Genomic DNA, 25,223 nt, shown 5'->3' on the forward strand with positions numbered 1-25,223 from the left:
TACATCTTTTCGTTAAGTTACAGACTTGGTGCGACCGTTAATCTGATCGTACTCATTTCTTTAAATACTTCTGGATCCTGCGAAACCGGCAGTGTACCCGCTTTTAGTACCGCATTGCGAGCCGACTGACACACTCGCGCATCTCCGCTTCCGGTGTCAACCGAAATCACAAAGCCACTGCTGGCTAAGCGAATGGTCAATTCACAGTTCTTGCCACGCATCGATTCATCGACAATCCAATTGCGCTGAATGGTTTGCGTAATCAAACCCGTATATCGTTGAATCTCGCTTTGCATTTGCTGCTGCCGCGCAGTCCGACGCTCTTGTGCTTCACGCGCCAAACGCTCTTGCAATTGACGCTCACGCTCCGCTTTTTCGCGGGCTTCTTGCTCACGTTTTTGCCGCTCGGCTTCTTCGCGTTTACGGCGCTCTTCTGCTTCTTTGGCTGCTTGTTCTTCGCGCTTGCGACGCTCTGCCGCTGCTTGAGCAGCTGCTTCAGCCTCCTTACGTTCACGCTCAATACGGTCTTTTTCTGCTTCAGCTTTACGTCGCTCTTCTGCCAGTTTCTGGCGCTCGCGTTCTTGTTGCTGTGCGAGTTCTCGCTGCCGCTGCTGTTCTTGTTCGCGGCGTCTTTCTGCCTCAGCAGCTCGACGCTCGAGCTCCTTAATTCGGTTCTCTTCAGCCACCCGCTGCTGCCGCTCTCGTTCGCGAATGGCTTCCACTTGTTGGGTTACCTGTGACTGATCAACGGCAACTGCCTCAACGATTTCCTCGGTTTCTTCCAAATCATCCGTCGTTGGCTCTAAGCCAGACAATTGCACTTCAATCGGCTTAATAGGATTCGGACTGATGATCATACCCAATGCCAACACTGCGACAATACCGCCATGCAAGAGCAGCGACCATACCAATGGCATGGTTAAATCTTTTGGCCACCAAGGTTGCTTCTTTGCCACTGCTTACCCCTGCTCTCCGCTACCATCGGTCATCAGTCCCACCGTCGGTACACCGGCCTTTTGCAATAACACCATTAACTGAATCACTTGGTTGTAGGACACCGCACCATCGCCCTTCACCACAATTTGGCGCGCAGGATCAATTTGCAACTCAGCAGCAACACGTACTGCTAAGTCTTGCGCTGATAACGCTGCGTTTGGGTCCTCATACGAACTCAAATAATAGCGCCCATCACGATCCACTGAAGCCACAATCGGCGGCTTGGTATCTGGGTCCATTGGCTCTGCGTTGGCTTTTGGCAAGTCCACCGAAACGCCCTGCGTAATTAAAGGCGCCGTGACCATGAAAATAATCAGCAGCACCAACATGACGTCAATGTAAGGCACTACGTTGATTTCTGACACCGGCTTCCGACGGCGTCGAATGACCGTCATCATGCACTAGCACCTGCTTTTGCTGGAGCGCTCGTCTGCCGCTGCAGAATCGCGAGCAACTCATCCATAAAATTCAAATATTGGTTATCGACTTTCTCAACTCGATGAGAGAATCGGTTGTATGCGATGACAGCTGGAATCGCTGCAAACAGACCCATAGCCGTCGCAATCAAAGCTTCCGCAATACCTGGAGCCACCATGGCTAACGTGGCCTGTTGCACAGCGCCGAGACCAATAAACGCATTCATGATGCCCCACACCGTACCGAACAAACCCACATAAGGACTGATAGAGCCGATAGTCGCGAGCAAACTCAAATTTGATTCGAGTTTGTCGAGTTCACGTGAATGCACCACGCGCATTGCACGATAAGCCGCATCAAGGATCTGTTGCTGCGGCAAATTCGCATTCGACCGCAAGCGCGCAAACTCCTTGAAACCTGCGTGAAATAACTTCTCCATTCCTGAGGCATTTTGTGCACGAGCACCAACCTCTTGGTACAGTCGCCCTAAATCAACGCCTGACCAAAACCGATCTTCAAACGCTAACGCGTTCTGGCTCGCTTGCTGAATCACTTTACGGCGCTGGAAAATCATCATCCAGCCACCTATCGAAAACGCCAACAACATTAACATCACCAGTTGTACAACCAAACTGGCTTCGAGAATTAACGCGGTAATGGAAAGTTCAGCTTGCACGCTTGAGTCCCTCTAAAATTTCTTGTGGCATTGGAATCGCTTTGACCCCGCCGTTATGTTTTAAATTCACGCAAGCAGCTTTAATCTCTGCTTGGCATAAAACGGTTCCATCGCTCGCCAACACCTGCTGACTGAAGAGAACCGAAGCGCGTTTGAGTTGTTCGACCACAACAGTCACATGCAGTTCATCATTAAACCGTGCTGGCAGAAATAAATTTAACTGCACCGAGCGAACCACAAAGCCGATGCCCTGCTCTAACCAAGTATCTTGCTCAATACCTAATGAGCGTAACCATTCGGTGCGCGCTCGCTCAAGGAATTTGAGATAATTGGCATAGTATACGATGCCACCAGCATCTGTATCTTCGTAATAAACGCGAATAGGCCAAATAAAAGCGGCTTGTTTTTCCATAAAATTTTATCTTATTGGTTTTTTAGTCAGTAGTTTTTTTAAACCTAAAAATAGACCACAATCAATAAAGCCATTGTAATTATTGCTTATTTTTGGTCTTACCAATTTCATTTAGGCTATTTAACAACCAAGTGTTAAAACGTGATATTAGTTTTTCTAATAGATAACGCAATTTTTCTCGGTTGAAGACTGGTCAGTCCTGCTTATAATACGCAGCATATCAGTTACGAAGAGACCGGTTGTCACTTCTCCTGTTATTGTTCCCTGGATTTAACTTCCTTGTTGTTCTGTATTTTGCCCGCTCCCTGAGCGGGCTTTTTTTTGTCTGAGTGAACGGTAAACAGTGAACAGGGAACAGAAAACCTAAAAAATGCGCCCTGTTTTGGCTTTGCTATTACCTGTTCACTATTCACTGTTCACTTTTAGTGAGGCCGAAATGGCGATACGCATGCGGTGTCGCAATTCTTCCCCGTGGCGTCCGTTGCAAGAAGCCCTGCTGAATAAGATACGGCTCTAACACATCTTCTATCGTGTCTTTCTCTTCGCCAATTGCGGCTGCCAAATTGTCCAAGCCAACTGGACCACCCATGAATTTTTCCATAATGGCCAGTAATAACTTACGGTCCATATAATCAAAACCAGCTTCGTCTACATCCACCATTTTCAATGCTGCATGAGCAACCGGCTGATCAATCACACCGTTGTTTTTCACTTCAGCAAAATCACGAACCCGGCGTAACAGACGATTCGCAATTCGTGGTGTTCCACGTGAGCGTCGTGCAATTTCCAGAGCGCCATCGGCACTCAAGTTCAAATTCAAGTAGCGCGCTGACCGCTCGATGATAATGGTTAGTTCCTCGACACTATAAAACTCGAGGCGTTGCACAATGCCAAACCGGTCGCGCAATGGTGACGTTAGCGCGCCAGCTCTTGTGGTCGCACCAATCAAGGTAAACGGTGGCAGATCCAATTTGATTGATCGAGCCGCAGGCCCCTCACCAATCATAATATCGAGCTGATAGTCCTCCATCGCTGGGTAGAGAATTTCTTCCACCACTGGGCTCAAACGATGAATTTCATCAATAAAGAGGACGTCATGTGACTCTAAGTTCGTCAACAATGCCGCAAGATCACCTGCTTTTTCCAGCACCGGCCCCGATGTTTGCCGAATATTTACGTCCAACTCATTCGCCACAATATTGGCTAGCGTGGTTTTGCCGAGCCCAGGCGGACCAAAAATCAACACATGATCGAGCGCTTCCGAACGCTGCCGCGCAGCTTGGATAAAAATCTCCATCTGCTCCACAACGTGCTTCTGACCGGTATAGTCACCCAACCGCTTCGGGCGAATAGCACGATCGACAGCCTCATCCTCGGGCTGCTTCTGGGGTTGGTTAATCCGGTCCGGTTCAATCATTTGAAATCCTGTAACTGAAGTGAAATGTGAACAGTGAACCGATCTGATGTTTTGCTGTTCACTATTCACTGTTCACTATTCACTATTAACTATTCACTATTAACTATTAACTATTCACTATTAACTATTCACTTTATTCTTATGTCATCGAGCGCAGTGCGGCTCGAATGAGCTCTTCGCTTGGTGCCGATTCATTCCCTTTGTACGCCGCGTTTACCGCTTTCTCTGCTTGAGCTGGCTTATAGCCGAGGCCGAGCAATGCGCTTAATGCATCTTCGCGTGGACTGCTCGCTTGGATGGTCGGGCTGTCGCTGCCAAAGTCAATTGGCGCTGCGTCGGTTGCAGGTGTATCTGTACCCCATTTCGACAACCGATCACGCATCTCAACGACCAATCGTTCTGCGGTTTTGCGGCCGACGCCTGGTAACTTCACTAAACTCGTCACATCATCATGCGTCACCGCACGGACAAACTGGGTTGCGGTCATGCCGGACATAATGGTTAATGCCAACTTCGGCCCTACCCCTTGCGCTTTAATCAGTTGCCGGAACAAAGTGCGCTCCGCAAAAGTGTTGAAGCCATAGAGTAACTGGGCATCTTCACGCACCACAAAGTGAGTAATCACGGTTACCGTCTCACCCACGTCCGGCACTTCATAAAAACAGGTCATGGGCATTTGTACTTCGTAACCAATCCCATTCACATCAATCAATAATTCTGGCGGTTGTTTTGCTATTAAAGTGCCACGTAATTGTCCGATCACCGCCGTCCCCTCGCTTGATGGATTAGATTATTGCGCATATGTGCATGACACAGCGCCACTGCTAACGCATCAGCTGCGTCGGCTTGTGGTTTGTGCGTCAGCTTTAGCAACGCCACCACCATGTGTTGTACTTGTGTTTTATCGGCCGCGCCCGTGCCGACTACGGCTTGCTTAACCAACCGCGCAGCATATTCGGCAACCGGTAAACCCGCCACCGCTGCGGCGACTATCGCCGCGCCGCGTGCTTGCCCTAACTTCAATGCTGAATCGGGATTGCGCGCCATAAACACTTGTTCAATCGCGAATTCATCGGGCTGAAACTGCGCAATCAACTCACTGATGCCATCATGAATGACCTTCAGTTTTTGAGCAAGGTCTAAACTCCCTGGCTCACCGGCTTTCGCACCTGAGTGGACGCGGATACAACCCGATGCCAAATACGTTAATTGCTTACCTTCCTGACGAATAATGCCATACCCAGTGAGTCGCGAACCTGGGTCAATGCCCAGAATAATGGCCATTAGTGCAATCGCTCGAGTATCGCGTCGGCAATATCAGCGTTGTGATAAACTTCCTGCACATCGTCAATATCATCTAAGGCATCAATCAACTGCATAAATTGCTGTGCATCAGCTTCCCCAATTTCGCTGCGGCTGGTTGGCATGAGGCCACACTCATCGTGAACCGGTTGTAAACCCGCATCGCGTAAGATCTTCCGCACTCGCTCATAATCTTCTGGCGTGGTAAAAACATCCCAAGTACCATCTGGATTCTCCACCACATCCTCCGCCTCAGCTTCTAACGCCGCCGCCAGTAACTCTTCTTCATCTTGTGATGCCGCAAAACTCAGTACCCCGCGTTTCTCGAACAAGTAGCTCACCGAACCATCGGTACCTAAGTTGCCGCCATGACGGCTAAAGGCAAAGCGTAATTCGGAGACGGTGCGATTGCGGTTATCCGTCATAGTTTCAATGAGAATAGCAACACCGCCCGGGCCATAACCCTCGTAGGTCAATTCTTCCACGTTATCACCATCCAACTGGCCACTGCCACGCTGAACTGCGGTATCGATGGTATCTTTTTTCATGTTCTGCGCGAGCGCTTTATCTATAGCGGTGCGCAAACGCGGATTGGTTGCCGGATCATCGCCGCCGCTGCGGGCAGCGACGACAATTTCTCGAATGAGACGGGTAAAGATTTTGCCGCGCTTAGCATCCTGCGCGGCTTTGCGATGGCGAATATTCGCCCATTTGGAATGACCTGCCATGCAGTCGCTCCTGTTACTCAGTTTCCTTCAAGCTAACAGCGATACTCAATTCTTGCAAAGCGTCTGCATTGGCGAAGCCCGGTGCGTCGGTTAGGACACAAGCTGCTGTGGTAGTTTTCGGAAACGCAATCACGTCTCGAATTGAGCTTGCGCCAACCATCAACATGACCAAACGGTCCAAACCAAACGCTAAGCCAGCATGTGGCGGCGTGCCATACTTCAACGCCTCGAGTAAGAAGCCGAATTTCTCTTGTGCTTCGGCCTTGCTGATGCCGAGAATCTCGAATACAGCTTGCTGCATCTCGCTGTCGTGAATACGTACCGAACCACCACCAACTTCCACACCATTCAAAACCATGTCATAGGCATTCGATAGCGCGGTGGTTGGGTTCGCTTTCAATTCTTCAGCAGTCGTGTTCACCGGTGAGGTAAACGGATGGTGAATGGCATACAGCTGACCGTCATGTTCTTCAAACATAGGGAAGTCGATCACCCACAATGGCTTCCATTCGTCGCTTACCATGCCACAGTCTTGACCTAACTTCAGACGCAAAGCGCCCATAGCTTCAGCCACCACAGTCGCAGAATCGGCGCCAAAGAAAATAATGTCGCCGGTGTTTGCGTCAGTGCGCTCAAGAATGCCCTCTAACGCTGCATCAGGGATAAATTTCAACACCGGTGACTGCACGCCCTCACGGCCCGCAGCGCGGTCGTTGATCTTCATCCACGCTAAGCCTTTAGCTCCGTAGATACCGACAAACTGCGTGTACTCGTCAATATTTTTGCGTGAGATCGACTCAGCTTGACCGGGTACCTTCAATGCGGCGACGCGTCCTTTCGGATCATTAGCAGGGCCGCTGAATACTTTAAACTCAACGTCGGTGAGTAAATCAGCAACGTCGACTAATTCAAGTGGATTCCGCAGGTCAGGTTTGTCGCTACCAAACCGACGCATGGCCTCATGCCACGTCATTTGTGGGAAGGCACCCAAATCTACATCCAGCATTTCACGGAACAGGTTTTGCACCATGCGCTCAGTGACTTCCATCACTTGCTCAGCGGACATGAAAGAGGTTTCGATATCGATCTGAGTAAACTCTGGCTGGCGATCCGCACGTAAATCTTCGTCGCGGAAGCACTTCACAATTTGATAGTAACGATCAAAGCCAGACATCATCAGCAACTGCTTAAACAACTGCGGTGACTGTGGCAATGCAAAGAACTTACCTTTGTGAGTGCGACTAGGGACCAAATAGTCACGTGCGCCTTCAGGCGTTGCCCGCGTCAACATTGGTGTTTCAATGTCGAGGAAACCAGCGCTGTCCATAAAGCGACGTACGGCAGCCGTCACGCGAGCACGGAATTGCAAATTATGGTTCATATTTGGACGACGAAGGTCCAAATACCGGAAGCGCAACCGCTGCTCTTCACTCACATGCTGATTAAAGTCGATAGGGAGTGGCGCTGAACGATTCAAAATAGTGAGCTCGGTAGCCATTACTTCCACAGCACCCGTTGCCATAGTCGCATTCACTTGGCTTTCTGGCCGTGCCCGTACCACACCGGTTAATTGAATACAGAACTCTTGGCGGAGCGAATTTGCAGTGTCAAACAAAGCAGCCTGATCAGGATCAAAAACAACTTGCACCAAACCAGTGCGATCGCGCATGTCGATGAATATCAATCCACCTAAATCACGACGTTTGTTGACCCAACCACACAAGGTGATGGTTTCATTGACCAGACTCGTCTCGAGCTGTCCACAATAATGGCTACGCATGGGCGGTTCCCTACCACAGATGAGAATTCTACAAAGCGCAACATTATAACGGACTGCACGCAATTGTCATTAGCTTCGCGGTACTTGTCTGCAATCATTGGGTTACTGAATCAACGTCGGATTATGCTAAACTTCGCGCAATCCATCGACTGACTACGCGAGAGCATACGCGCACCATGACACCGAAACGCGACGCTATATTTTCCGAGCCGCTGACCGCGGTCGCAGACTTTGTTTTTGACGCCAACGTCGTCGAAGTCTTTCCCGACATGATCAACCGTTCGGTGCCGGGCTATCCGAGTATCTTGCATGGTATTGGGCAACTAGCTAAACGCTACGCGCAACCACAATCACGATTGTATGACCTCGGTTGCTCATTGGGCGCGGCAACACTCGCCATGCGCAATGTGGTCGCCGACCTCGACGATATCGAAATTATCGGCGTCGACAATTCCCCTGCTATGGTCGAACGTTGTCAATTGCATGTGCAAGGCTATAAAAGCCAAGTGCCGGTGGTCATTCGCTGCGAGGATGTGCAAACCACCGAGCTGAGTAGTGCTTCCGTGATTGTCATGAATTTCACCTTACAGTTCGTGCCACCTGAACAGCGCGATGCGCTAATTCAGCGCATTTTTGACGCACTCAAGCCGGGCGGTATTCTGCTGTTGGCCGAAAAATTTCACAGTGCGGATGCAGCCATGGATGCCACGCTCATCGATTTGCATCACGAATTCAAGCGCGCCAATGGCTACAGCGAATTAGAAATCAGCCAAAAACGGGCTGCCATTGAGAATGTCATGCGGATTGATACATTGGAACGTCATCGTGACCGCATTCAGGCTGCTGGTTTTGCGCACCATCAGATTTGGTTTCAGTGTTACAACTTCGCTGCCATGATGGCGGTTAAAGCCGGTGGACACCTATGAATCTTGACCATTTTCAAGCTGACCTCGCAGCAGTCGCCCAATCCCCACTGCATCCTTGGCTGACGCGGTTACCCGCGCAACTCGAGCAATGGTCGCGCGAGCAGCTGCATGGCGAACTCAAAGGCTGGCTCGCCGCCGTAAAAGCATTACCGCAGTTGCCCGCCGATCAGGTTGCCTTAACCGACACCGTCAGTGTAAACGCAGCCCAAGTCAGCTCCAGTGCTCAACAACAAATTCATGGCTTACTCCAGCAATTGATGCCGTGGCGCAAAGGCCCTTTTCAGTTTCATGGGGTCGATATCGATACTGAATGGCGCTCCGATTACAAGTGGCAACGCGTCGCTCCACATATCGGAGGTTTGTCGGGGCATGTGCTCGATGTTGGTTGTGGCAGTGGCTATCACTTATGGCGAATGCTCGAAGCAGGTGCCGAGCAAGTGTGGGGCGTTGACCCTGGGCAATTATTCATGGCGCAGTTTCTAGCCACTCGACATTTTATGCCGCCTGAATTGCAGGCTCGCGCGCACTACTTCCCGCTGGGTATCGATGACCTCGGTCCACTGCATTGTTTTGACACTGTGTTCAGTATGGGGGTGTTGTATCATCGCCGCTCTCCGATTGATTTTCTCACACAGCTTCACGATTGTTTGAAAGTGGGCGGCCGACTCGTCCTCGAAACTCTGGTCGTTGACGGTGACCAACAGCAAGTGCTGGTGCCGGGCAAAACCTACGCGAAGATGCGTAATGTGTGGTTTATACCCAGCACCGCAGCTTTACTGCATTGGCTCGAGCGCTGCCGTTTTAAATCGGCGCGCGTGGTTGATGAATCGGTGACTACCGTTGATGAACAGCGAGCTACACCGTGGATGCAGGGGCAATCATTGGCCGACTTTCTTGATCCCAATGACCCAACAAAAACCATTGAAGGCTATCCGGCACCGCGTCGTGCAGTTATTGTTTGTGAAAAGTAAGTTGTTAAACCTTACTGTTAAAAGTAAAAGGAAGCGGTGATGGCTTATCGTCCCAAAACAACATTAGAGCAATGGCGAGCCTTCCAAGCCGTCATTGATGAGGGAGGATATGCCCATGCAGCAGCGACACTGAATAAAAGTCAGTCGTCGTTGAACCATGCGGTTGCGAAGTTACAACAACAGCTCGGTGTTGAATTGCTCCGGGTAGTCGGTCGCAAAGCTGAACTGACCCCGCATGGTGAAGTGATGTTGCGTCGCTCCCGCCAACTCACCGTGTATGCACAGGAACTCGAGCAACTGGCCGACAATCTGAAGCAAGGTTGGGAGCCGCATGTCAATCTGGCATTAGAGATGGCGTTCGACCGCCAGCAATTACTCCCAGTTCTGCAAGAATTTCAGTTGCACAGTCGTGGCAGCCGCTTGTCTATTGTCGATACGGTATTAACCGGCTCTATTGAACATATTCGTGAACAAACCGCGGATATTGTCGTGACACATCAACTACCCAAAGGCTATATCGGTGAGCCGATTCAGGGCTATGTGTTGGAGTTATGGGTTGCGAATACGCATCCGCTGGCACAACTCGAACAGCCACTGAATCCAGAGGTTTTGAGTCAGTACTTGCAGATTGTGATTCGTGATACCGCACGGGAACCTGTTGAACAGGAAGGTTGGCTCAAAGCTGAGCAGCGCTGGACCGTTGACCATTTTGCAGAGGCATTGCAACTGGTCGAGGCTGGCATTGGCTTTTGTTGGTTGCCCCCTTTTGTGACGCGCGACAGAGCAGGATTGACGCGCCTAACCCTTGAGGGCAGTCGACGCCGACAAGGTAGCCTCTATTTAGTGCTCCCCAAAAACGAGAAAACCGGACCTTGCGCCCGGTTACTCTATCAACTGATGCTGACAACACTCGCTTTAAACTAAATCATGGAGCCAACGTTTTAGGTCCGCACCAATACCGCCATGCCGCAAAGCATGTTCAATAAAGGCTTTGGTATAACCAAGCTTGTTACCACAGTCGTGGCTACGCCCTTTCATATAATAAGCGGACACAGGCTGTTGCTTTAACAACATGGCCATAGCATCTGTCAGTTGAATTTCATTACCAGCACCGACTGGCGTTTTCTCCAACAACGGCCATAGCTGCGCTGGAAAAACGTAACGCCCTACCACAGCCAAATCAGATGGCGCTGACTCCACCGGCGGCTTCTCAACCAGCTGCTTGATAGCTGCCGCTTCACCAGCTTGCAACTCAACGCCACCAATATCGGCAATACCGTATTGATTCACCATATGTTTCGGCACTTGCTCGACCATCACTTGCGCAGCACTGGTGGCATTAAAGTTCGCCACCATCTCAGCCAAGTTGTCACGGGTTAGATCACAGCTTGCAGCGTCCACTAACACGTCCGGCAAGACCACAGCAAAAGGTTCATCACCCACTAAGGGCCGAGCGCACAATACCGCATGCCCTAACCCTTTCGCCACGCCTTGACGCACCGGCATAATAGTCACACCTGGTGGCCGCAAACTTTGAATCTCGTCCAGTAAGGCTTGCTTGTTTCGTTCTGCCAACGTTGATTCAAGTTCGTAGTATGTATCGAAATGGTTTTCGATAGCTCCCTTACTCGAATGGGTTACCAGAATAATATCGGTCAAGCCTGCCGCCGCACACTCCTCGATGATGTATTGAATCAGTGGGCGATCCACCAGCGGCAGCATTTCTTTCGCTATCGCTTTTGTGGCTGGCAGCATGCGGGTCCCAAGACCCGCTACCGGTATGACAACTTTTTTAACCATACAACATCCTTTATTTTTTCGTGTCGCCAATTCCTTCGTGCTCAGCGACCACTTCCATTTCTTGCTCAAGACCTTCAGCTGTGGTGGTTGGCTCCATACGTTCAGCACCGTGCATCCAACGCACTAACATGCCTGAAATCATCCACAAGACTAAGCCAAATGCGACCAAGCCAACAGCGATACCACCAAAGACCACGAGTAAGCCAGAATATTCAGGATTCAAGCCAATGCTGGCCGCTAACTCTTGTGAGAAGGTCAGTTGATCAGCGGTTTCAGAGAATGCGCCAATCTCACCGGCAATCTTACTCGCAATAGCTGGCATCAGGAACCAAATACCCATGACCAACGACGCTAAGCGCAGCGGGGCTAACTTCGTCATCAAAGACAAACCAACTGGGGAAATACATAATTCACCCAGCGTATGGAATAGGTACGCCAGTACCAACCACATCATATTGGCTTTACCAGTAGTTTGAATTTCAAATAGACCCAAAATCAGGAATACGAAACCCATTGCGGTGAGCAATAGACCCACAAATACTTTAATTGGCGCATCGGGGCTCTTGTCGCGCTTGTTCAAATACACCCAGAGGAACGAGAAAATTGGTGCAAACAGCAGAATAAAGAGCGGGTTTAATGATTGAAAATAACCTGCAGGGATGATGCTATCGCCCCAGCTACGGTCGGTGTAGCGGTCAGCATAGATGTTCATCAAACCGCCCGCCTGCTCAAACGCCAACCAGAATACGGTTACGAAAACGAACAAGAACAGGATAACGCGCAAACGGTCAAATTCGATTTTAGTCAGCGGTTGCTTCTTACCACCACTGTTCGCAATGTCTTGCTTCGCACCGGGAATCTTACCTACATCGCCCAAGTAACGTTGGAAGAAAAACACTTGCGTCAATACTGCCAGAGTCATACCAATACCGGCCGCAAAGTAACCCCAGCGCCAACCGAAGTCCGGACTTTCGCCGAGAGTCGAGGTAATAAATGGTGCAATAAAGGCACCTAAGTTAATACCCATATAGAAAATTGAGAAGGCACTGTCGCGACGTGCATCACCGCGCGGATAAAGGTCACCGACAATAGTCGAAATGTTCGGCTTGAACATACCGTTACCGGCAATCAATAACCCTAAACCGACATAAAATAGGTCAATACTATGCGGCGTAGCCATAAAGAGCACGAACTGGCCTGCCGCCATCAAAATACCACCGAGTAAAATCGAGAGACGCTGTCCCAAGAAGTTATCGGCTAACCAACCACCAATAATCGGTGTGAAATAAACCAATCCGGTATAGGTTGCATACAACGACAATGCATCCGCATCGCTCATACCAAAGCCAGGATTCAAGCCCTCGGTGGCTGCCACCAAAGTGAGTACTAACAAAGCCCGCATACCATAGTAGGAGAACCGCTCCCACATTTCAGAGGTAAACAGAATATAAAGGCCTTTCGGATGGCCCCAAAGTGTTGAATTGGATGGCGCTTGGCTCATACAACTTCCTCGTTGTGTAATTGATTTATTATTATCGACCGGTCGAATGACAACCGAATCGTTTTCGAGATGACGGGCTTTTATAACGCAAGAACCTTGCTAGGTGCAAGGTTCTCGCGCTAATTCACGGGATATTCAGGTCAAGGACGCTAGAATTGATCGTAAAAGTCGTCGCCTAGGTCCTCTTCATAATCTGGAACGGGTTCCGGAGGAGGATTGCCATCGTAGACTTTATTGCGCCAGTTTTGGAAATAGGCCTCACGCAAGAAGCTATACGAGTCGAGCGAGTTTTCCATGAGACGGTCTTGCTCCATGAGTCGCAACCGTGTATCGAGTGCTTTCACAATCCAGCGACCTGCGCTGACCGGACCACTCAAATTATCGAGAGGAAAATACAAGCCATCTACGACGTCACCACCACGGTCAACGGGCACTGTCGGACCCACTAATGGCAACATCAAGTAGGGCCCGGAGCCGACGCCCCAAGTTGCTAACACTTCACCGAAACCTTCTTGGCGTTGCGTCAATCCCATGGGTGTGGCGACATCAAAAATGCCCACTAAGCCGATAGTACTGTTTAGAGTAAAGCGCCATAAGGTCACACCGGCGTCACCTACTTTCCCTTGCAGTAAGTTATTCACGAAAGAAGCAGGCTCTTCGAGGTTATCGACCACATTGCGCAGTCCTTGGCGGCCCGGCTCTGGAATTTTCGCATAAGCGAGTGCAGCAGGTTTTAAGATGGCTTTATCCAACGCATCATTAAATTCCCAAACACTGCGGTTGGTTTCTTCATAAGGGTCGCGCGGATCCGCATAGGGATCATCCGGTGCACTAGCACAAGCACCGAGTACCAAGGTGGCACTTAGCACCAACCAACGTCCGAAGTGTTTTACATCACGCACAACCTACTCCTTTTGCTTAATTACTTTCAGCCGCCACTGGCACCACTTGGTCAATCACCAATTCCACAGCTTGTCCCGGCTGCGCTTCTATCAGTACCGCCGTCGCGTTTAAATCACCGGGTTGAGAGTCAATCTGTTCATCACTTGAGATACGCGCCATCACCTGCCATTGGTTCAATGTCGACAACCGAATATCTGGTAACATCGCATTCGCATCCGACAAAGTCACCTGTACTGGCCACTGCTCCAAAGGCTGTCTGACCACCGCTGCGGGCATTGGTGGACCATTCGGGTCACGTACATAAACGAAAATTGTCGCGCTCTCGGGAATCTGTTCACGCAGTTCTTCTGCAATTGTAACCGTAACCGACAGCTCTAACGTTGCAGCAGCTTGACGCTGCTCCGCATCCGCAATCGCTTGCTGGACAGCTTGCGCCTGCTCACTATCTGCAGGTAACTGACGTGCCAATAAGCGCCATGCACTCGCCGCCTCAGCCCAATCTTGCTGTTGAAAGGCAACAAAACCCAGCAAAGACAATCCTTCCGTGTTGGTCGGGTCTTGCTCCAACAAGCGGGCCAGCAAGCGAGCTGCTCGCCCTAAATACTGGTCATCGCCCGTCTGCAACAATAGCTGTGCATAGTTTAACAAAGTCGCCGCGCGGTCCGGATTCAATTGATAGGATTTTTCGTAAGCATTTATTGCTTCTTCGGTTTGTTGCATGGCCGTCATCACACGTCCATAAACTAGCCATGCCACTGGATCATCGGGTGCTACCGCAAGCTTCTGACGTAAACCGAGAGCGAATGTCTGCAACTCCTCTGGGGTAGTTTGCGCCGCCGCATCACTCAACACTTTGCGACCCAGCTCTGGTAGTGCTTCGAGGGCTTGATCGGCTTGCTGCTGCTGTTGCCAACCACCAAACAGTGCATACAAGGTCACACTCAATATCAGCACCAGCGCAGCGGGATACCAAATCGAGCGGCCTACTTGAATGTCTTGCACTTGTTCGAGCTCGCTATTCTCCGACACAAAACGTCGATCCAGATCAACTAGAGCCTGTCGGGCCGCATTGTCCGTCAATAATCCATCTGCTTGCTCATTGGCAATTTCTTGCTGTCGCTGCTCATAGAGTTCACGATTGACCTGCAGGCGAGTCCGCTGCTCTTCATGCTGACGACGTCCAGACAACAATAACCAAGCTGCACCAACCAAGCCGGTACCAATCGCCGCTATCCACAAATAATAACTCATCTGTTAATCCTGTTTGCGCAATGCGTCTAAACGCGCTTGCTCCTCAGCGGTCAACTGTTCATCGTCAACCTGTGTCCGCCGACGACGTACACTGATCACAATCACCATGGCGCCAATCACGACTACCGCTGACGGTAACACCCACAGCACCAGCGTGCTGGTTTGTACCGGTGGCTGGTAATGAGCAAAATCGCCATAACGCGTCACCATGTAATCAATGACTTCGCGCTTAGAAGCACCCGCTTGCACCATGGCATAGGTGCGATCACGAAGGTCTTTCGCCAGTGGTGCATCCGAATCCGCAATCGATTGGTTCTGACACTTCGGACAGCGCAGTTCTGCAATTAATTCGCGAAAAAGTGCTTCTTTTGCAGGGTCTTCAAACTGATAGGTTTCGAGGTTTGCAGCTGCAATTGACCATGACAATAGCATGGCGCTGAGCAGCAAACTCCAGCGCAGTAAGTTCGTCATGATGCACCTCCAGATTGCGCTTCTACGAGAGCCCGATAACGCTGGCCGAGTTCACCTGCCCAGACGCGTTCATTGACGTCACCGACATGGCGATAATGCACAATGCCATCGGTATCAATTAAAAAGGTTTCCGGAGCGCCATAAACACCAAAATCGAGCGCGACATTGCCCATTTCGTCAAATAAATTGAGTTGGTAGGGGTCACCTAGTGTATTGAGCCAATTCACAGCTTTGGCGCGCGAATCGTCTTTATAATTAAGGCCAATAATGGCAACACCCTCTGCGGCGAGTTGATTCAGGTATTCATGCTCAGCGCGGCAGGTTGGACACCAAGTTGCCCAGACATTTAACAGAACAACCTGCCCCGTCAACACGCTTTGGTCATGCAACGTTTCGGGTTGGTAAATATCAGGCAACACGAATTCTGGCACTGGCTTACCAACCAGCGCTGAGCTGAGTTCGGTTGGGTCCGAGAACAAACCGCGCAGTAAAAAGCCCACGAGTACGATAAAGATAATCAGTGGAATCGCTAAAATCGCGATACGCATTCCCCGCCCTTCGGTCATACCGTCGCCTCCACTGGCGCTCGACGACTGGCACGATAACGCTTGTCACTCATAGCTAACGCGCCGCCTAGCGCCATCAAAATGGCACCTAACCAAATCCAGCGCACCATAGGTTTCACATAGATTCGAACCGCCCACGCATCGCTGTTATCCAAGGGTTCGCCGAGAGCGACGTAAAGGTCGCGGGTAAATCCCGCGTCCAAACCGACTTCCGTCATGCTGGTTCGTTGCACCGTGTAGAAACGCTTCTCGGTAATCAATTCAGAGACCACGCGGTTGTCTCGACGCACTGTAAACTCAGCATGATCGGCAATGTAATTCGGACCCTGCACTTGGCTAAGCTCGCGGAATTCAAAGTTATAGCCTTGCACCGTGACGGAGTCACCTGGCGCCAGCCTTACATCGCGCTCGACTTCGTATTGACTCACAGCCGCAATACCAATCAGGGTTACAGCAAAACCGAGGTGACCGAGCACCATGCCCCAATGGCTGCGACCAAGGCGCGTCAGGCTCGCAATACCCTGCCCACGTTGCTGAATCCGTTGTTTTAATTCGGTCACGAGGCACAAGACAATCCAGAAAGCCAGGAGCAAGCCCAACACTGCCATGCCTTGCACGGTGTCGGCCAGAATAGACGGCAATAAGAATGCCAAGCCAACCGCTAACACCAACGCTAACACTAATTCGTTACGTAACGGTGCAAGTTGCTGACGTCGCCAACGAAACAGCGGTCCTAGACCCATAAAAAACACAAATGGCACAATCAAGTAAGTGAACATCTGATTAAAGAACGGCACCCCAATGGATATCGAGCCCAAGCCCAGTTCTTTGTGCACCAGCGGTAACAAGGTGCCGACCAACACCACCACCGTCGCGGCAATCAGCAAAATATTGTTCGACAGCAGCAACACTTCACGTGAGGCGACATCGTACTTAGTCTGCGAATTCACTGAGCTTGCTCGCAGTGCATAGAGCAGCAGCGAGCCACCAATGACAATCACTAACAAGGCCAAGATAAAGAGTCCGCGCGCCGGATCAGTGGCAAATGCATGAACCGAAACAATAACGCCCGAACGTACCAAGAACGTTCCGAGCAAACTCAAACTAAACGCGGAAATAGCTAATAACACAGTCCAAGCTTTGAAGGTGCCGCGTTTTTCAGTGACTGCTAATGAATGCATTAAAGCGGTGCCAACCAACCAAGGCATGAAGCTTGCGTTCTCAACCGGGTCCCAGAACCACCAGCCGCCCCAGCCTAGTTCGTAGTAAGCCCACCAGCTACCGATGGCAATACCTAAAGTCAAAAAAGCCCACGCAGCCGTCGCCCAAGGGCGTGACCACCGTGCCCAAGCAGCATCCAACTTGCCCGTCAACAGCGCGGCGATAGCAAAGGCAAAAGCGACCGAGAACCCAACGTACCCCATATACAACAACGGTGGGTGTATGATCATGCCAGGATCTTGCAGGAGTGGATTCAGGTCCCGACCGTCAACAGGAATCAGCGGCAGCGTGCGTTCAAACGGATTGGAGACCGAAATCATGAACGAGTAGAAACCTACGCTAATCAGACCCAAAATAGCTAGCACTCGAGCCATCATGCTCACCGGCATGCGTTTGGAGAATAGTGCAACAGCAGCAATCCAACCTGCTTGCATCAACATCCACAGTAGGAACGAACCTTCATGCGAACCCCACACTGCGGTGATTCGATAAGCTAATGGGAGTTGCGTGTTTGAGTTAGCTGCCACATAGTAAATGCTGAAGTCGTTGACCACAAAAGCCCAAGTCAGCGCAATGTACGCCAGCAAGGTAAAAATAAACTGCCCGTAGGCCAACGGCCGTGCCAGCAACATAGCGCCACTGTGGCCTTTGTAGGCGCCCCAGAGTGGATAAATACCTAATATCAATGAAAACGCTAACGCTACCGCTAGCGTCATTTGTCCAAATTCAGCTAGCATACTTAGTACCCGCCTTCGCTGTCATTCGCGCTATCTTGCTCGGCCTCGCTCGAGCTGGGGAATGCATCTGCCGAGTTTGGATTCACGTGCTTGATACCTTTCATTGCTTCGGCAATTTCTGGCGGTAAATATTCTTCGTCATGCTTAGCCAATACTTCCGTGGCCTGCAAAACCTTTGGCTCAATCAACACACCTTGCGCCACAATACCTTGTCCTTCACGGAACAGATCAGGCAGGATACCGGTATAGTTCACGGTCACTTCCGGACCAATATCGGTCACTCGGAAGCTTACTTGGAGTGTTTCCGGATCACGACGGACCGAGCCTTCGACCACCATGCCACCCAAGCGTAGGCGCTGACCAACTTCAGGTTTACGCAGGTCTTTGCCCTTGCCTTCAACCAGCTCACTGGGGGTATAGAACAAATCAATGTTTTCGTTGAGCGCCGTCAATATCAGTCCCGCCGAGACAGCAACGCCGGTAATCAAGACCAACACCCAAACTAATCGTTTTTTTCGACGTGGAATCATCAGCGACTACGCTCCTGCTGTTGACGGCGTGCCAAGCGCTCTTGGCGACGCATGTGGTCGGCACAGGCTTTTTCGAGGTGCCGGCGCGCGATAACGCTGCGCAACACCAATAAGCCAAGACCGAGAAAAGTGCCTCCGAAGGCTAGCCAGACAAAGAAGCCATAGCCACCCATCACAATAAATTCTTGGAACGAAGAAAAGGCCATCAGTTCAATTTCTCCTGTCCGATTAACTCCTGTTGAACCCACGGACGATGCAATTCTTGTCGCAATATTTCATGCCGCAAACGCCAGCAAATCATCGCTGCTGTGAACAACGCAAAACCTAACAAGCAGATTAGCAGCGGAATCAGCATGCTGGTTGCCATGGAAGGCTTCTCAAACTTGGTGATGGTGGCGCCTTGGTGCAAGGTATTCCACCAGTACACGGAGTAATGAATAATGGGCACGTTCACAACACCCACGAGCGCCAAAATACCGGCCGCTTTGGCTCCGGTGCGCTTATCATCAAACGCGTAATAAAGCGCCAGAACACCCAAATATAAAAACAATAAAATGAGCTGCGACGTTAAGCGCGCATCCCATTCCCACCAAGTGCCCCACATGGGTTTACCCCACACAGCACCTGTAAATAACGATACCGCTGTAAGCACCGCGCCCACTGGCGCGATGGCGGCAATCGCCCACTCTGCGGTTCGTATTTGCCAAACCAATGCAATCAGTGCAGTGATGGCCATGCCCGTGTAGGCGCCCATCGAGAAAATGGCGGCAGGCACATGAATATAAATAATGCGATAGCTATCGCCCTGCTGATAATCAGGTGGCGCGTATGCGAGTCCCCAGACAATGCCCACCAACAAACTCAGCGCGGCACTTATGGCCAACCAGGGTAACCAACGTCCGAGTAATCGATACGTTGCTTCGCCTTTTGCATAGGGGTGTAACCATCGCCACATATTAATTCACACTCACTCGAATCGCAGCCGCTACTGCCAACGGCGCCAAAGTTAGGGTTAATACCATTAAACCGGCCAATAATAACACTTGTCCGAGTATCGGAGCACCCACTAACGCACCTTCAACGGCTGCGCTCGCAAAAATAATTAGTGGGATGAACAGTGGCAATAACAATAGACTTAACAGCGCGCCACCACGACCTAAACTTACGGTCAGCGCTGCTCCTATAGCCGTTAAAGCACTCAAGATGGGGGTCCCTAACAACAAGGTCAGCATCAGGGTAGCCCAGCCGTCCATATGTAACTTTAATAATAACGCGCAAACGGGCGTTAAGATCACTAGTGGCAAGCCACTCAGTAACCAATGAATGATAATTTTAGCGAGCGCCGTTACCGCCAATGGTGTCGGCAAGAGCACCAACTGCTCCAACGTACCGTCTAGGTAGTCATCACGAAATAAACGCTCAGAGCCAAGCAAGGATGACAGCAACGCCACCACCCATATCACACCTGCGGCAATACGACCCAAAACGTCAGGTCCCGGCCCTACCGCCAACGGGAATAACGTCACCACCATCAACACGAACAACAATGGATTGAGAATATCGCTGCGCCGCCGCATTGCTACTCGCCAATCGCGCGCAATAACTGTCGAGATGACTTGCCAAGTGGTCACGTTATTCATGTCCACCACCTAACGTTAGCGTCTGCAATTGCTTAGGTTGCCAAGTCAGCGGCTGATGCGACGTGAGTACCAAAGCACCGCCGTTTTCACAGTGCTCGGCAAAACGTTCTTGTAATAGGTTGATGCCGGCTTGATCCAGCGCAGTAAATGGTTCATCCAGAATCCAGAGTCGAGCACGACTATACCAAAGCCGCGTGAGCGCAATGCGACGTTGTTGCCCTGCCGATAGCTGTTGAGCGGGGATATCTTCCAAACCGAGCAAACCAACCGTCTCGAGCAGCCGCCAAGGGTCTTCGATCTGAGCACCGTCAAGTTGTGCTTGGAGTTGCAGGTTATCCAGCGCGGTTAGTGCTTGTTTGACGGCAGGTTTGTGACCAATGAATAAGGTTTGGCGTTGCCATGTTTCATTATCATCGGTAGCAAATCGAGACACAGTGCCCGTATTCGGCGCGTAGAGTCCAGCCAGCATGCGCAAGAGCGTCGATTTACCGGAACCATTGGGCCCAGCCACATAGAGCACGGCACCTGAGGGAACACTCAGTTCGAGATCACGAAATAGTAGCCGATTCGCACGAGTCGAGCTGAGTTGCTGCGCATGCAGCAAAACGTCGGCCGCCAGGTTTTTGGCAACCGGTTGAGATGTGACACTGTTAAGACTGGTCATTCAATTGCTAGGCTCGTGCTACGGCAAAGACCCGGCAATCCTACCACATTAATCTACAGTCATCAGCACGTTGTATTGTTCGTTTTGCTGTAAGTCTGACACGGTCACAACGCTAGGCTGGAAGACTCCACCGGCGTCACTACTAAACGAAATCGTAAAACTAGTTCCCGCAGGTATTCCCGAGCATGAATAGGATCCGGTATCCGCATTACCCTGCTTCGAATACGTACAACTAATGTTGAGGTCACTGGTGGTAATGCTGACACTGTTGTAATACCTATTGGTACAAGACCTATAGTTTCCATTCTGCATCAACAAACAGTTGACTTCACCAGTAACCGAAAACAGCGCAGTTCCGTCACCGTCGCCATTCTGTGCTTCACTGTCAACGGTAACCGTCAAACTGCTAGACTGCGCGGTAGAAGATTCTAGTGGATGTAAAGCATCACTGCCTAATACACCAGCATTCCCGCCCCTGACGTCAATCTCAATAATAGACTGCCCGCTCACCTGCGCTTGAACGCGCCCACGTGAATACGTGCCGTAATAGTTGTTATCCGGGTCGACAATCGTCTCAATAGGTTGGTTGGTTACGCTGGCGACTGCAGGCTGCGACGCATCCCACTCACCCAATAATGTCAAATTGACCTCATAAAACGGGACTTTACTAATCCAGTCGTCTTCATTGTTATTAATAGCGGTACGGACCGCCTGCAAATGATCCGCAGACATGGTATCCAAATAGATCCCACGCCCAATCATCTGATAGGCACCTGGCGCCACGTTTACGTCTCTATCAGCCAAAGGCGCTGGCAAGGCTGTTCCAAGCACTAAGGAGCGGACTACGGCACGAACGTAATCGGTGTAGGCTGCTGCGCCAGCTGAATTGATGAGATATTCGGCACTGGTTACTGTCAGCGCTTGCAGTTGCCAATCAGGGTACATTGCATAGTAGCCATCGATGCGCCGCATCCGGCACGACTCTTCGTAGTTTTGGCCAACCGTCGCACGCGTAGAAAAACCCAAAATATTTTCAGGTGAGTAATGCCGATGATTGCCGCTTGGGGTGCGGCTATCATCTTGTTTGTAGACCACACCTGCGTTCGCCATATCCGAGTTATCATGATGATCCCGACAGCACTGAGTACACAACTCAGACTGGTCGACATTACGCGGTTCACCATAAATCTTAGTGACCTGCTGATTACCGTTCGGATCCAAAGTTAAACGGCCGTCCTCTAGAATCAATCTACTTGGTGTCGCTCCCTCGCCAAATCCGCGCATAGTACAACTGCAGTTCACCGTGACAAAGTCTTCTACACGCTGAGTTTGTGTCGCTTCGTCATAGGTAACCGTGTCGAAACGAACTGATAATTTATCACCACTACGCTCAACCTGTGGTGTAGGCCGAGTGGTCTCCTTCACTTGGAACACATTAGCATTGTCATCATCCGTTAATCGCACCGCGATAACTTCAGGCGCCGCACCAGGGTTATAGGTCACCTGTGGCTCGTTGCGCGGTGCTGGCTCCGTGATCACCAAGCCACCGTCGCGTCCAGTTATGCTCCCCAACCAGGCTTCCATAGCGACTGTTTCGGTAGCTCCTCCACGCGTCGTCCATGAAATATCTAAGGCGACTGATTTGGCGTCAGGTTGCGCAGGGAGTGGATTCGGTAAACCGACATCCCCAGTCGTCAACCAAGTACCATTAAAATACTGGGGTGCTACCGTCCAAGTTACGGCATAGGACTTATCGCCACGCAAGGCGGTATCGGTACCAGAAGCGATGTCCTCAAATTCATTGAACCTCAGTAGCTCTAGACGCTCTTGCGCTATTTCAAGTGCTTCAGTGCGTTCTGCTGCGCGCACCGAGCTTTGCAGGTATGTTCGTTGTAGACTCACTAAACCAGCCACACCCACCGCAATAATTACGAGAGCGACCAAAAGCTCCACAAAGGTAAAGCCGCGTCCGTGCATCTTAGTTACATTAGAAGTCATGCCAACTCCCTCCTACGCGATACACTCGACGAAAAGCGTCGTTCGTCACCACATTATTCAATACTTGCGCATTATACCGAGCGGTGAGATTACCGTTCGACAGATCCGGATCAAAGTTCGCCATAACGGCTCCTTGAATTACTGCGCCACCATTCATTTTAAAGTCATAGGTTGCGATGTTTCCGGGAGTTCTGAACGCAAACACCATACCAAAAATTTCCATACTGCCATTGATTCTAAAATCGCCATCCTGAATGACTAAAGCTACTGGGTTCTCTTCAGTTCCAATCTGGCCCGAGCTGAGAGCACAAGAGCCGGAAATCCAAATAAGTCCTGTTGAGGCCGCGTTGAGACTGTCACAATTCGCATATTCCGCTGTCGCCATTGCTCTTGAATCAGTCCAATTGGCTTCTTCAATTCCGAATAGATACATCATCAAATCATCTGGAAAATTCGGATCATTATCGAGAATATCGACACCGTGGTCACCACGTTCGCTAAATGGAAGAGACGCGCAATTTCCCTGATCGAATTCTTGTTGACCACAAGTGGTACCGTTACCGTTGATATCGACATCGTCACTAGTCCAAATGGACAACGGCACACCATCACCACCACCATTCGGGTTCGCAACAACTTGGAAACTACCCGACACGTTCATCGCACCACGAATAGCGATAGGAACGTCTGGTGCCGAACGAATCAATGGCATCACCGCAATGCTTTGTCTGAAGGTGCGTTGGCCGCGTCCATCCGCAGATTGGCCGGCAACGGTAATATCAACTAAATCAATATCGCCACGGGGGGTATCATTGATCCGCGTTCCAATAGTGTTCGCAGTATAAGTAGCACCTGCAATAACGCCGTTAATAGTCCGGGTGAGATTATCGCGGTCAGAATCAATCAGCATGATGACTTGCTCTAATGCGGCGTCAGCCACCAAATGTGCCTCTTGGGACGCGGCGTGATTACGCATCACCCGCTGTTCTTGAGCTTTAAAACGCGCGGTGTACAGCGTTGCCAAAATAATAATCGACAGCAATAGTACCGACAGCGTCAGGGTCGCGAATCCGCGTTGGTTGTGATTAATAGGCATTGCGAATCACCACTTCCGTTGAAAATTCACGGGATAACGTTGCATCGGTCGGTGCAGAAACTGACATTTGAACCGTCACAATTTGCTCGTTAACGTTCACCAGCATACGCTCGGTTAACACAAACTGGAGGCTGTCGACCTGCAACATATCGGCACTCGTCAGCGTCTGCCAACCACCCGAATTACAAGATGCTGCACTTTGGCGTCGTTGGATTTGTCCTTCCCGAACACGATAGCCAAAAGCTTCAGGTGCTCCATTAAAAGTGCCATCCTGATTCGCATCATAACGAAACTCGATACAGCTATTGGCGGCTTCACCCGGGAATAAGCTGATGACAATACTATCGTTGAAATCCGTCGACGCATTGGCAGGATCGGTGAGTAACTCATTCGCATCGGCACGATAACCCGTTCGGCGCAAATCACTGACCATCAACTCCATGACAGCAGTCGCTTCCTCCTGCAGTTGACTCAACTGCAGACTGCGAGAATTGACTCCGAGTGTATTTGAAAACACAGTCGTTAAAGCCGCCATCAACAATAAACCAAGCGAGATGGTGATCATCAATTCGATGAGCGAGAGCCCCTGTTGCTTGCGCATTAGCATGCTGGATACCCTCCAATATTACCGGTTTGGCAGAATCGTAATCGCCCTAACACGCTCACAATGACACGAACTTCGCCATCAACATCACCATCGTCAACAATTTGATAGCTCACGGTACCAGCGTTGCCCTCAGCCAGACCACGCATTGCATCAAACCGTGTGAAACTGCCCCCTGAAAATGCTGCATTGGCCAAATTCACACCGGCAAAATCTTCACTATTTTGCTGGCGCAAGATGCCATCAATGCTGCAGTCTGACGTTAAACAGTTGCAGTCGTTCACGGTACTCACCACGGCACACCAGTTGCCACCGTCTTGAGTCCACACCACAAATCGATCTTGCCCACTGCGCAGTGCATCCGAACGCGCAAATTGCAATAATGCATACGACTCCTGCGCAGCGCCCTGCAAGCGCGTAGTGCGCGCAACATCCAACATGGCTGGAACGCCTGCACCCAAGACTATGCTCAAAATAGCTAAAGTGACGAGTAATTCGAGCAAGGTAAAGCCGCGCCCAGCGAGGCGTTGCGGAGTGGTTCTATGCCGCTGTTCTGACAGCAGTTTTTGCCCAAAAAAGCGGCCTGTCGATCGTGCGATTCTAGCGCTCATTGCGT

The 25,223-nt window shown here is 50.6% G+C and carries 28 protein-coding genes; 3 read left to right on the forward strand and 25 right to left on the reverse strand.

Going from position 1 to position 25,223, the window contains the following annotated elements:
• Positions 1 to 17 precede the first annotated feature (17 nt).
• The 9 genes from tolA to aspS form a co-directional block, all read right to left on the reverse strand.
• Positions 18 to 956, reverse strand: a complete 939-nt coding sequence (tolA, locus tag ACN0S4_RS02895; RefSeq protein WP_417656211.1) for a cell envelope integrity protein TolA — start codon at positions 954 to 956, stop codon at positions 18 to 20.
• Between the two features lie 3 nt (positions 957 to 959).
• On the reverse strand, positions 960 to 1,394 hold the full coding sequence (gene tolR, locus ACN0S4_RS02900) for a protein TolR (protein ID WP_417656212.1): 435 nt from the start codon (positions 1,392 to 1,394) through the stop codon (positions 960 to 962).
• Positions 1,391 to 2,089: a protein TolQ gene (gene tolQ / locus ACN0S4_RS02905; RefSeq protein WP_417656213.1), complete on the reverse strand. Its 699-nt coding sequence runs from the start codon at positions 2,087 to 2,089 to the stop codon at positions 1,391 to 1,393. The genes tolR and tolQ overlap by 4 nt, the downstream gene beginning before the upstream one ends.
• Positions 2,079 to 2,501 carry a tol-pal system-associated acyl-CoA thioesterase gene (gene ybgC / locus ACN0S4_RS02910; RefSeq protein WP_417656214.1) on the reverse strand — a complete coding sequence of 141 codons (423 nt, stop codon included), beginning with the start codon at positions 2,499 to 2,501 and terminating at the stop codon, positions 2,079 to 2,081. Before ybgC ends, tolQ begins: the two co-directional genes overlap by 11 nt.
• Before the next feature lie 409 nt (positions 2,502 to 2,910).
• Positions 2,911 to 3,918, reverse strand: a complete 1,008-nt coding sequence (ruvB, locus tag ACN0S4_RS02915; RefSeq protein WP_417656215.1) for a Holliday junction branch migration DNA helicase RuvB — start codon at positions 3,916 to 3,918, stop codon at positions 2,911 to 2,913.
• Between the two features lie 139 nt (positions 3,919 to 4,057).
• Positions 4,058 to 4,681 carry a Holliday junction branch migration protein RuvA gene (ruvA, locus tag ACN0S4_RS02920; RefSeq protein WP_417656216.1) on the reverse strand — a complete coding sequence of 208 codons (624 nt, stop codon included), beginning with the start codon at positions 4,679 to 4,681 and terminating at the stop codon, positions 4,058 to 4,060.
• On the reverse strand, positions 4,678 to 5,202 hold the full coding sequence (gene ruvC, locus ACN0S4_RS02925) for a crossover junction endodeoxyribonuclease RuvC (protein ID WP_417656217.1): 525 nt from the start codon (positions 5,200 to 5,202) through the stop codon (positions 4,678 to 4,680). The genes ruvA and ruvC overlap by 4 nt, the downstream gene beginning before the upstream one ends.
• Positions 5,202 to 5,948: a YebC/PmpR family DNA-binding transcriptional regulator gene (locus tag ACN0S4_RS02930; protein WP_417656218.1), complete on the reverse strand. Its 747-nt coding sequence runs from the start codon at positions 5,946 to 5,948 to the stop codon at positions 5,202 to 5,204. Before ACN0S4_RS02930 ends, ruvC begins: the two co-directional genes overlap by 1 nt.
• A 13-nt stretch (positions 5,949 to 5,961) precedes the next feature.
• Complete coding sequence (gene aspS, locus ACN0S4_RS02935) at positions 5,962 to 7,728, reverse strand: aspartate--tRNA ligase (protein ID WP_417656219.1); 1,767 nt, start codon at positions 7,726 to 7,728, stop codon at positions 5,962 to 5,964.
• Between the two features lie 176 nt (positions 7,729 to 7,904).
• Between aspS and cmoA the strand changes: the two genes are divergently transcribed.
• From cmoA to ACN0S4_RS02950, 3 genes are read left to right on the forward strand one after another with little or no spacing between them, the layout of a single operon-like run.
• On the forward strand, positions 7,905 to 8,654 hold the full coding sequence (gene cmoA, locus ACN0S4_RS02940) for a carboxy-S-adenosyl-L-methionine synthase CmoA (protein WP_417656220.1): 750 nt from the start codon (positions 7,905 to 7,907) through the stop codon (positions 8,652 to 8,654).
• On the forward strand, positions 8,651 to 9,625 hold the full coding sequence (gene cmoB, locus ACN0S4_RS02945) for a tRNA 5-methoxyuridine(34)/uridine 5-oxyacetic acid(34) synthase CmoB (protein ID WP_417656221.1): 975 nt from the start codon (positions 8,651 to 8,653) through the stop codon (positions 9,623 to 9,625). The genes cmoA and cmoB overlap by 4 nt, the downstream gene beginning before the upstream one ends.
• Before the next feature lie 39 nt (positions 9,626 to 9,664).
• Complete coding sequence (locus tag ACN0S4_RS02950; RefSeq protein WP_417656222.1) at positions 9,665 to 10,549, forward strand: LysR family transcriptional regulator; 885 nt, start codon at positions 9,665 to 9,667, stop codon at positions 10,547 to 10,549.
• Here ACN0S4_RS02950 and galU read toward each other — a convergent pair.
• The 16 genes from galU to ACN0S4_RS03030 form a co-directional block, all read right to left on the reverse strand.
• Positions 10,541 to 11,425: a UTP--glucose-1-phosphate uridylyltransferase GalU gene (galU, locus tag ACN0S4_RS02955; RefSeq protein WP_417656223.1), complete on the reverse strand. Its 885-nt coding sequence runs from the start codon at positions 11,423 to 11,425 to the stop codon at positions 10,541 to 10,543. The genes ACN0S4_RS02950 and galU overlap by 9 nt on opposite strands.
• Positions 11,426 to 11,435: 10 nt before the next feature.
• Positions 11,436 to 12,926 carry a peptide MFS transporter gene (locus ACN0S4_RS02960; protein WP_417656224.1) on the reverse strand — a complete coding sequence of 497 codons (1,491 nt, stop codon included), beginning with the start codon at positions 12,924 to 12,926 and terminating at the stop codon, positions 11,436 to 11,438.
• Positions 12,927 to 13,075: 149 nt separating this feature from the next.
• Entirely contained in the window at positions 13,076 to 13,828 is a 753-nt protein-coding gene (locus ACN0S4_RS02965; protein ID WP_417656225.1) for a VacJ family lipoprotein, read from the reverse strand.
• Positions 13,829 to 13,844: 16 nt separating this feature from the next.
• The gene (gene ccmI, locus ACN0S4_RS02970; protein WP_417656226.1) at positions 13,845 to 15,080 is read right to left on the reverse strand and encodes a c-type cytochrome biogenesis protein CcmI; all 1,236 of its coding nucleotides are present in this window, start codon (positions 15,078 to 15,080) and stop codon (positions 13,845 to 13,847) included.
• A 3-nt stretch (positions 15,081 to 15,083) separates the two neighbouring features.
• Positions 15,084 to 15,551, reverse strand: a complete 468-nt coding sequence (locus ACN0S4_RS02975; protein WP_417656227.1) for a cytochrome c-type biogenesis protein — start codon at positions 15,549 to 15,551, stop codon at positions 15,084 to 15,086.
• A complete protein-coding gene (locus ACN0S4_RS02980; protein ID WP_417656228.1) occupies positions 15,548 to 16,117 on the reverse strand; it encodes a DsbE family thiol:disulfide interchange protein in 570 nt (189 codons plus the stop codon). Before ACN0S4_RS02980 ends, ACN0S4_RS02975 begins: the two co-directional genes overlap by 4 nt.
• The gene (locus ACN0S4_RS02985) at positions 16,114 to 18,075 is read right to left on the reverse strand and encodes a heme lyase CcmF/NrfE family subunit (RefSeq protein WP_417656229.1); all 1,962 of its coding nucleotides are present in this window, start codon (positions 18,073 to 18,075) and stop codon (positions 16,114 to 16,116) included. The genes ACN0S4_RS02980 and ACN0S4_RS02985 overlap by 4 nt, the downstream gene beginning before the upstream one ends.
• A 2-nt stretch (positions 18,076 to 18,077) precedes the next feature.
• Entirely contained in the window at positions 18,078 to 18,605 is a 528-nt protein-coding gene (ccmE, locus tag ACN0S4_RS02990; RefSeq protein WP_417656230.1) for a cytochrome c maturation protein CcmE, read from the reverse strand.
• On the reverse strand, positions 18,605 to 18,811 hold the full coding sequence (gene ccmD / locus ACN0S4_RS02995) for a heme exporter protein CcmD (protein ID WP_417656231.1): 207 nt from the start codon (positions 18,809 to 18,811) through the stop codon (positions 18,605 to 18,607). The genes ccmE and ccmD overlap by 1 nt, the downstream gene beginning before the upstream one ends.
• Positions 18,811 to 19,560 carry a heme ABC transporter permease gene (locus ACN0S4_RS03000; RefSeq protein WP_417656232.1) on the reverse strand — a complete coding sequence of 250 codons (750 nt, stop codon included), beginning with the start codon at positions 19,558 to 19,560 and terminating at the stop codon, positions 18,811 to 18,813. Before ACN0S4_RS03000 ends, ccmD begins: the two co-directional genes overlap by 1 nt.
• 1 nt (position 19,561) lies before the next feature.
• The gene (ccmB, locus tag ACN0S4_RS03005; protein ID WP_417656233.1) at positions 19,562 to 20,245 is read right to left on the reverse strand and encodes a heme exporter protein CcmB; all 684 of its coding nucleotides are present in this window, start codon (positions 20,243 to 20,245) and stop codon (positions 19,562 to 19,564) included.
• Positions 20,238 to 20,909, reverse strand: a complete 672-nt coding sequence (gene ccmA / locus ACN0S4_RS03010; protein WP_417656234.1) for a cytochrome c biogenesis heme-transporting ATPase CcmA — start codon at positions 20,907 to 20,909, stop codon at positions 20,238 to 20,240. The genes ccmB and ccmA overlap by 8 nt, the downstream gene beginning before the upstream one ends.
• A 48-nt stretch (positions 20,910 to 20,957) precedes the next feature.
• Entirely contained in the window at positions 20,958 to 22,907 is a 1,950-nt protein-coding gene (locus ACN0S4_RS03015; protein ID WP_417656235.1) for a type IV pilus modification PilV family protein, read from the reverse strand.
• Positions 22,897 to 24,003 (reverse strand): hypothetical protein, encoded by a 1,107-nt coding sequence (locus tag ACN0S4_RS03020; protein ID WP_417656236.1) that lies wholly within the window; start codon positions 24,001 to 24,003, stop codon positions 22,897 to 22,899. The genes ACN0S4_RS03015 and ACN0S4_RS03020 overlap by 11 nt, the downstream gene beginning before the upstream one ends.
• Positions 23,993 to 24,610: a prepilin-type N-terminal cleavage/methylation domain-containing protein gene (locus tag ACN0S4_RS03025; RefSeq protein WP_417656237.1), complete on the reverse strand. Its 618-nt coding sequence runs from the start codon at positions 24,608 to 24,610 to the stop codon at positions 23,993 to 23,995. The genes ACN0S4_RS03020 and ACN0S4_RS03025 overlap by 11 nt, the downstream gene beginning before the upstream one ends.
• Positions 24,604 to 25,218: a GspH/FimT family pseudopilin gene (locus tag ACN0S4_RS03030; RefSeq protein WP_417656238.1), complete on the reverse strand. Its 615-nt coding sequence runs from the start codon at positions 25,216 to 25,218 to the stop codon at positions 24,604 to 24,606. The genes ACN0S4_RS03025 and ACN0S4_RS03030 overlap by 7 nt, the downstream gene beginning before the upstream one ends.
• Positions 25,219 to 25,223: the final 5 nt, after the last annotated feature.

Source organism: Pseudidiomarina aestuarii, from assembly GCF_048263735.1.
In the GTDB taxonomy this organism is placed as follows: domain Bacteria; phylum Pseudomonadota; class Gammaproteobacteria; order Enterobacterales; family Alteromonadaceae; genus Pseudidiomarina; species Pseudidiomarina aestuarii_B.

Excerpts from the sequence above, each read along its gene's own strand:
- tolR (WP_417656212.1), bottom strand. The coding sequence starts at position 1,394 with ATGATGACGGTCATTCGACGCCGTCGGAAGCCGGTGTCAGAAATCAAC.
- ybgC (WP_417656214.1), bottom strand. The coding sequence starts at position 2,501 with ATGGAAAAACAAGCCGCTTTTATTTGGCCTATTCGCGTTTATTACGAA.
- ruvB (WP_417656215.1), bottom strand. The coding sequence starts at position 3,918 with ATGATTGAACCGGACCGGATTAACCAACCCCAGAAGCAGCCCGAGGAT.
- ruvC (WP_417656217.1), bottom strand. The coding sequence starts at position 5,202 with ATGGCCATTATTCTGGGCATTGACCCAGGTTCGCGACTCACTGGGTAT.
- ACN0S4_RS02930 (WP_417656218.1), bottom strand. The coding sequence starts at position 5,948 with ATGGCAGGTCATTCCAAATGGGCGAATATTCGCCATCGCAAAGCCGCG.
- aspS (WP_417656219.1), bottom strand. The coding sequence starts at position 7,728 with ATGCGTAGCCATTATTGTGGACAGCTCGAGACGAGTCTGGTCAATGAA.
- cmoA (WP_417656220.1), top strand. The coding sequence starts at position 7,905 with ATGACACCGAAACGCGACGCTATATTTTCCGAGCCGCTGACCGCGGTC.
- cmoB (WP_417656221.1), top strand. The coding sequence starts at position 8,651 with ATGAATCTTGACCATTTTCAAGCTGACCTCGCAGCAGTCGCCCAATCC.
- ACN0S4_RS02950 (WP_417656222.1), top strand. The coding sequence starts at position 9,665 with ATGGCTTATCGTCCCAAAACAACATTAGAGCAATGGCGAGCCTTCCAA.
- galU (WP_417656223.1), bottom strand. The coding sequence starts at position 11,425 with ATGGTTAAAAAAGTTGTCATACCGGTAGCGGGTCTTGGGACCCGCATG.
- ACN0S4_RS02960 (WP_417656224.1), bottom strand. The coding sequence starts at position 12,926 with ATGAGCCAAGCGCCATCCAATTCAACACTTTGGGGCCATCCGAAAGGC.
- ccmI (WP_417656226.1), bottom strand. The coding sequence starts at position 15,080 with ATGAGTTATTATTTGTGGATAGCGGCGATTGGTACCGGCTTGGTTGGT.
- ACN0S4_RS02975 (WP_417656227.1), bottom strand. The coding sequence starts at position 15,551 with ATGACGAACTTACTGCGCTGGAGTTTGCTGCTCAGCGCCATGCTATTG.
- ACN0S4_RS02980 (WP_417656228.1), bottom strand. The coding sequence starts at position 16,117 with ATGACCGAAGGGCGGGGAATGCGTATCGCGATTTTAGCGATTCCACTG.
- ACN0S4_RS02985 (WP_417656229.1), bottom strand. The coding sequence starts at position 18,075 with ATGCTAGCTGAATTTGGACAAATGACGCTAGCGGTAGCGTTAGCGTTT.
- ccmE (WP_417656230.1), bottom strand. The coding sequence starts at position 18,605 with ATGATTCCACGTCGAAAAAAACGATTAGTTTGGGTGTTGGTCTTGATT.
- ccmD (WP_417656231.1), bottom strand. The coding sequence starts at position 18,811 with ATGGCCTTTTCTTCGTTCCAAGAATTTATTGTGATGGGTGGCTATGGC.
- ACN0S4_RS03000 (WP_417656232.1), bottom strand. The coding sequence starts at position 19,560 with ATGTGGCGATGGTTACACCCCTATGCAAAAGGCGAAGCAACGTATCGA.
- ccmB (WP_417656233.1), bottom strand. The coding sequence starts at position 20,245 with ATGAATAACGTGACCACTTGGCAAGTCATCTCGACAGTTATTGCGCGC.
- ccmA (WP_417656234.1), bottom strand. The coding sequence starts at position 20,909 with ATGACCAGTCTTAACAGTGTCACATCTCAACCGGTTGCCAAAAACCTG.
- ACN0S4_RS03015 (WP_417656235.1), bottom strand. The coding sequence starts at position 22,907 with ATGACTTCTAATGTAACTAAGATGCACGGACGCGGCTTTACCTTTGTG.
- ACN0S4_RS03020 (WP_417656236.1), bottom strand. The coding sequence starts at position 24,003 with ATGCCTATTAATCACAACCAACGCGGATTCGCGACCCTGACGCTGTCG.
- ACN0S4_RS03025 (WP_417656237.1), bottom strand. The coding sequence starts at position 24,610 with ATGCTAATGCGCAAGCAACAGGGGCTCTCGCTCATCGAATTGATGATC.
- ACN0S4_RS03030 (WP_417656238.1), bottom strand. The coding sequence starts at position 25,218 with ATGAGCGCTAGAATCGCACGATCGACAGGCCGCTTTTTTGGGCAAAAA.